At 72.0% G+C, this 5796-nt stretch carries 4 protein-coding genes and 1 pseudogene; 2 read left to right on the top strand and 3 right to left on the bottom strand.

What is annotated here, in order from left to right:
- Positions 1-24: 24 nt before the first annotated feature.
- Positions 25-2139 (bottom strand): glycogen debranching protein GlgX, encoded by a 2115-nt coding sequence (gene glgX / locus ACYVE9_RS13655; RefSeq protein ID WP_461028092.1) that lies wholly within the window; start codon positions 2137-2139, stop codon positions 25-27.
- 202 nt (positions 2140-2341) lie between these two features.
- Here glgX and ACYVE9_RS13650 point away from each other — a divergent pair, with 202 nt between their 5' ends.
- Both ACYVE9_RS13650 and ACYVE9_RS13645 read left to right on the top strand, forming a co-directional pair.
- Positions 2342-3586 carry an SAV2148 family HEPN domain-containing protein gene (locus ACYVE9_RS13650; RefSeq protein WP_461028091.1) on the top strand — a complete coding sequence of 415 codons (1245 nt, stop codon included), beginning with the start codon at positions 2342-2344 and terminating at the stop codon, positions 3584-3586.
- Between the two features lie 121 nt (positions 3587-3707).
- Complete coding sequence (locus ACYVE9_RS13645; RefSeq protein WP_461028090.1) at positions 3708-4244, top strand: DUF1697 domain-containing protein; 537 nt, start codon at positions 3708-3710, stop codon at positions 4242-4244.
- Positions 4245-4300: 56 nt separating this feature from the next.
- Here ACYVE9_RS13645 and ACYVE9_RS13640 read toward each other — a convergent pair whose 3' ends face one another.
- Positions 4301-5497, bottom strand: coding sequence for a DUF418 domain-containing protein (locus ACYVE9_RS13640; protein ID WP_461028089.1), 1197 nt, complete (start codon positions 5495-5497; stop codon positions 4301-4303).
- 97 nt (positions 5498-5594) lie between these two features.
- Positions 5595-5796: pseudogene (locus tag ACYVE9_RS13635) on the bottom strand (hypothetical protein); the annotation flags it as partial.

Here is a 5796-nt window from a genome sequence, read left to right as displayed (position 1 = left end):
CCCGTCGCGGCCGGGCGTGCGGGGTCAGGCCGGGCGCTGGAGCACGGCCATGCTGCGGCCGGCCAGCGTGATGCGGTCGCCCGCCTCGTGGGACGGGCCCGTCCACGGCGGATGGCCGTCCTCCCGGGCGGTGTCCACCACCGTCTGCCAGCCGCTGCCGTGATCCGGCGGCACGACGAACTCCCGGGCGTCCTGCTGCGCGTTGAACACCAGCAGGAACGAGTCGTCGGTGATCCGCTCGCCGCGCTGCCCCGGCTCGGAGATCGCGTTGCCGTTCAGGAAGACGGTCAGTGACCTCGCCTGGGCCCGCTGCCAGTCGTGCTGGTCCATCTCCTCACCCTCGGGGGTGAACCAGGCGATGTCCGAGAGCTCGTCGTGCGTGCCCTCCACGGGCCGGCCGTGGAAGAAGCGGCGCCTGCGGAAGACCGGGTGGTCGCGCCGCAGCCACACCATGGACCGCACGAAGGCGCACATCGCCTCCTCTTCCTCCGTCTCGGGCCACTTCACCCAGGAGATCTTGTTGTCCTGGCAGTAGCCGTTGTTGTTGCCGCCCTGCGTGCGGGCGAACTCGTCGCCGTGGCTGAGCATCGGCACGCCCTGGGAGAGCATCAGCGTGGCGAGGAAGTTGCGCATCTGGCGCCGGCGCAGCGCGAGCACCTCGGGGTCGTCCGTCTCGCCCTCGACCCCGCAGTTCCACGAGCGGTTGTGGCTCTCGCCGTCCTGGTTGTCCTCGCCGTTCGCCTCGTTGCGCTTGTGGTGGTAGGAGACCAGGTCGTACATGGTGAAGCCGTCGTGGCAGGTGACGAAGTTGATGGAGGCCAGCGGGCGGCGGCCGTCGTCCTGGTACAGGTCCGAGGAGCCCGTCAGCCGGGAGCCGAACTCGGCGAGCGCCCGGGGCTCACCGCGCCACAGGTCCCGGACGGTGTCGCGGTAGCGGCCGTTCCACTCCGCCCACAGCGGCGGGAAGTTGCCGACCTGGTACCCGCCCTCGCCGACGTCCCAGGGCTCGGCGATCAGCTTGACCTGGCTGACCACCGGGTCCTGCTGCACGAGGTCGAAGAACGAGGACAGCCGGTCCACCTCGTGGAACTGCCGGGCGAGGGTGGCGGCCAGGTCGAAGCGGAACCCGTCCACGTGCATCTCGGTGACCCAGTACCGCAGCGAGTCCATGATCAGCTGGAGCACGTGCGGGCTGCGCATCAGCAGCGAGTTCCCGGTGCCGGTGGTGTCGGTGTAGTAGCGGGGGTCCTCGGCGAGCCGGTAGTAGGACGCGTTGTCCAGGCCGCGGAAGGACAGCGTGGGGCCGAAGTGGTTGCCCTCCGCGGTGTGGTTGTAGACCACGTCCAGGATGACCTCGATGCCCGCCTCGTGCAGGGCCCGGACCGCCTGTTTGAACTCCAGGACCTGCTGCCCGCGGTCACCCCAGGAGGCGTAGGTGTTGTGCGGGGCGAAGAACCCGATGGTGTTGTAACCCCAGTAGTTCGACAGCCCGGCGTCCGCCAGCCGGTGGTCGTTGACGAACTGGTGCACGGGCATCAGTTCCAGGGCGGTGACCCCGAGCCCGGTCAGGTGTTCGATGATCGCCGGGTGGCCCAGGGCGGCGTAGGTGCCGCGCAGCTCCTCCGGCAGGTCCGGGTGGAGCATGGTGAGGCCCTTGACGTGCGCCTCGTAGATCACCGTCCGGTGGTACTCGGTGCGCGGCGGGCGGTCGTCACCCCAGTCGAAGTACGGGTTGACGACCACCGACGTCATGGTGTGCGGAGCGGAGTCGAGGTCGTTGCGCCGATCGGGGCTGCCGAAGTGGTACCCGTAGACGGCCTCGTCCCAGTCGATGTCCCCGCTCACCGCCTTCGCGTACGGGTCGAGCAGGAGCTTCGCGCTGTTGCAGCGCTGCCCGTGCTCCGGCTCGTACGGGCCGTGCACCCGGAAGCCGTACCGCTGCCCCGGCATCACCCCCGGCAGGTACGCGTGCCGGACGAAGGCGTCCGACTCGCGGAGCTCGACGGCCGTCTCCGAGCCGTCGTCGTGCAGCAGGCACAGCTCCACCCGTTCGGCCGCCTCGGAGAAGACGGCGAAGTTGGTGCCCGCCCCGTCATAGGTGGCGCCCAGCGGATACGCCTGTCCCGGCCAGACCTGCATGGAGTCTCTTTCTGTCGCGATGCACTCACCAGCTGCTGATCATTGCGTACCAGGCCGGAAGCCCCAAGGCGTCCTCCCCGGCCTATCTTCCCCCGGATGGACCGGCGGGGAACGGAAGTTGATGGGAGATACTGCTCCCGGGCCCCGACACGCCGCAGTAGGCTTCCTTGATCCAACAGCGGGGGCGGAAGGCGGTGCACAGGTGAGTTCGGGAGGGCTGGAGCTCCCCCCGGGCGACGGTGGCGCACAAGGTGCCGCCGACGCCCACGGCGCGCCACCGGCGACGGTGTCGCTGGCCCGGCCGATGGAGATCGGTGCCGATCTCGACTGGGGGCCCGACATCTGGTCGGAGGTCCGCACCCGGGCCCAGCGCGCCGGACGCGCCTACGTCTGGCTGAACCTCGTGGAACAGCGGCTGCGGTCCGTGGTCGCCGCGGTGCTGCGGCCCATCTACGAACCGGTGCACGGCGACGAGTGGGTGGTCGCGGCGGCCGGACCGGCCGGGCAGGAGTGGGTGCAGCGAGCCGTGGCCGTGCGGGAGGTCAGCCGCCGCAAGGGGTACGTGCTCGATCCCGCCGACGACAACCTGCTGTCCTTCCTCACGCTGCCGCAGCTGCGCGAGCTGATGATCCAGCACTGGCCCTGCTACGAGCCCTATTTCGACGAGCGCCGCGAGATCGAGCTCGGCCTCGACGAGCTGGAGGTGGCGCGCAGCGCGGTCTCCCGGAACCGGGCGCTGTCCGCGGCCGTGCTGGCGCAGACCGAGCGGACGTCGGCGCGGCTGCTGGAGCTGCTGGGCTCCGGCAGTGCGGTGCCGTCCGCTGGCCGGCTGCCGGTGGACGCGGTGGAGGAGCTGGTCGGGGACCGGTTCGCTGACGTGGTCGGCGTGCACGCCGACCGGGTCCGGTTGCAGCGCCAGCTGCCCGTCGAGAACCTGTTCGGTTCCGCCCGCCGCATCGACGCCGTCGGCATAGGCCTCAACCTGCTCGTGCAGAACTACTCCGGCCGCCGGCTGGTGCGGCTCGCGGACGCCGGCTGCCGGATGCGGATGCTGTTCCTCAACCCCGCCAGCAGCGCCGTCAAGCGCCGGGAGCGGGAGCTGGGCCTCAAGCGCGGCGAGCTGAGCCGCGCGGTCGAGATGAACATCCTGCACCTGCGCCGGGTACGCGCCCGCGTCCGGGACAGCGGCGCCCTCCAGATCCACGTGTTCGACGAGACGCCGCGGTTCACCGCCTTCCTGGTGGACGGCGACGGCGCCGACGGGGTGGCTGTCGTGCAGTCCTACCTGCGGCGCAGCCGCGGCATGGAGGCCCCCGTCCTGGTGCTGCGCGGCGGGGGCCGCGACCTCCTGGGCGGCCGGTCCGCCGACGACGGCGACCACGGACTGTTCGCGGTCTACCGAGAGGAGTTCGAGTCGGTCTGGGCCGACTCCCGCCCGGTCTCCTGACCGGCCCGGCCTCCCGGCTGCCGGCCGTACGGCCCGGTGAACGCACGGCGGGCGGGGCGCGCCTTCGGACGGCCGTGCGGTTCCCCGGGCCCTGTCACCGGCCGGTACTAGGCTGCGCGGCATGACTCGGTATGTGGCGCTGCTGCGCGGGATCAACGTCGGCGGGCATCGGCGGGTGCCCATGGCCGAGCTGCGCGACGTGCTGACCGGGCTCGGCTGGGACGCCGTGGCGACCCACCTGAACAGCGGAAACGCCGTCTTCACCACGGCACCGGCCGATACCGGCGCGCTGGCCGCCGCGTTGGAGAGGGCCCTGGCCGGGCACTTCGGCTTCACGGTGGAGTGCCTCGTGCGGTCCGGCGAGGAGCTGCGGGACGTGCAGCGCCGTTGCCCGTTCCCCGCCGCCGACCGGGACCCGGCGAAGCTGCTCGTCCTCTTCGCCGACCGGGAGCCCGAGCCCGCCCTGCTGGACCGCGTGGACCCGGCCGCGCACGCCCCGGACGAGTTCCGGCTGGACGGCCGGGAGCTCTACTGCTGGTTCCCGAACGGCATGGGGCGCAGCAGGCTGCCCGACGCCCTGAACGCGGCGATGCGCGGGCACGTCCTGACCGGCCGCAACTGGCGGACCGTGAGCAAGCTGGCCGAGCTGTCGCGGTGAGCCGCACGGCCGCTCCGTGCCCGTCGGCACGACGCACGGCTGGTGGGAGCGGTGCGTCACCCGTTCCGGTCGGAGCCCGCCGGACGGCCCGGCACCTCCAGGTACGAGAAGGCGCGCAGCGCCCACTCGACGGGCCCGTACCTGAACCGCCGCAGCCACCAGTGGCTGACGAGCAGCTGGACGGCGAACACGGCCCCCGCGACGGAGAGGAGCAGCGGTGGCGACACCGAGCCGACCAGCGCCGCCCCGACGCCCGTGAAGAGCAGGACGTAGACGACGGACTGCCCGAGGTAGTTGGTGAGCGCCATCCGGCCCGCCGGTGCGAGCGCGTTCCGGAGGCGCCGCCCGGGCGCGGTGCCGAAGAACCGCAGCAGCGTGGCCGCGTAGGCGCCGGACAGCAGCGGGGCAACCACGGGGGACACGGCCAGGGCCGCCAGCTCCCGCTGCGTGTTGTCGAGCACGGCGTACAGCACGGCCCCGGCTCCGCCGAGCAGGAAACCGACCCACTGCACACGCCGTAGCAGCACCGTCCGGCTGCCCGGGTCCGCGAGCAGCCGCAGACGGCCCGCCACCAGCCCGACCAGGAACATCGCCATCGCGGTCGGCGCCTGGTGCAGCACCATGCCGACCGCGAAGGAGGGCAGCATCTCCAGGTTCAACGCGACGAGCGAGCCCGCTCCGCCGGCCAGCTCCTGTGCCGTCTCCTGCCCGGAACGGAGTGTGCCCCCGTCCACCTCCACGGGCAAGGCGGCGGCCAGCGCGCCGAACATCAGCGCCACCCACCCGAGCAGGCAGCCGGCCAGGACCAGCGCGGTGCGGTTGCTGACGTCGCGCAGCAGGTAGAGCAGCAGGCCGAGGACCGCGTAGGCGGCGAGGATGTCACCGTAGAAGAGCAGCACCGCGTGCGCCGCCCCGAGAAGGAACAAACCGGCGAGGCGCCGCAGGTGACGCGGCCCCAGACGCCGCCCGGCACGTTCGGCGGACTGCGTCTGGAGGGTGAAGCTGTAACCGAAGAGGAACGAGAACAGCAGGTAGAACTTCGTCTCGAAGAGAAGCGACACCGCGAACCGGGCCGCGTCGTCGAGCGGGCCGTCGAAGGCGGGGTCCTCCGCGCCGTGCACGGCGTAACCGGATGCGAAATAGCGGATGTTGACCACCATGATGCCCAGCAGCGCGAAACCGCGCAGTGCGTCCGCACTGTGCAGTCGAGGCGCTCGTGCGGAGGGCGGGGCGGGTGCGGGTCCGTTGGTCATGCTCCGACCCTAGGAACGTGCCCGCCTCCGGGGGGCGTTTCCGCCCCCGGAGATCTCTGGTCCTCGGGCCTCGGGTGGTCCTCGGGCCGGGTGGTTCTCAGGAAGCGCCACCGTCTCCGATCCGGCAGTTCCGGGAGGCCGGGCGGCTGGCCGGTCCGCGTGCGAGCAACCGGGCCTCGGCCTCGTCGGTGAGGCCGACGGCGGGGCTGCCAGGTGGGTTCTTCGCTTGCCAGCCGGGGGACCGGCACAGCCAGGTCCAGGTGTCGGCGACGGTGTCGGCCACCGGCCGGCACCGCAGG

The sequence above is a fragment of the Streptomyces sparsus genome, assembly GCF_054776295.1.
This window is presented reverse-complemented; position numbering and strand designations above follow the sequence as displayed.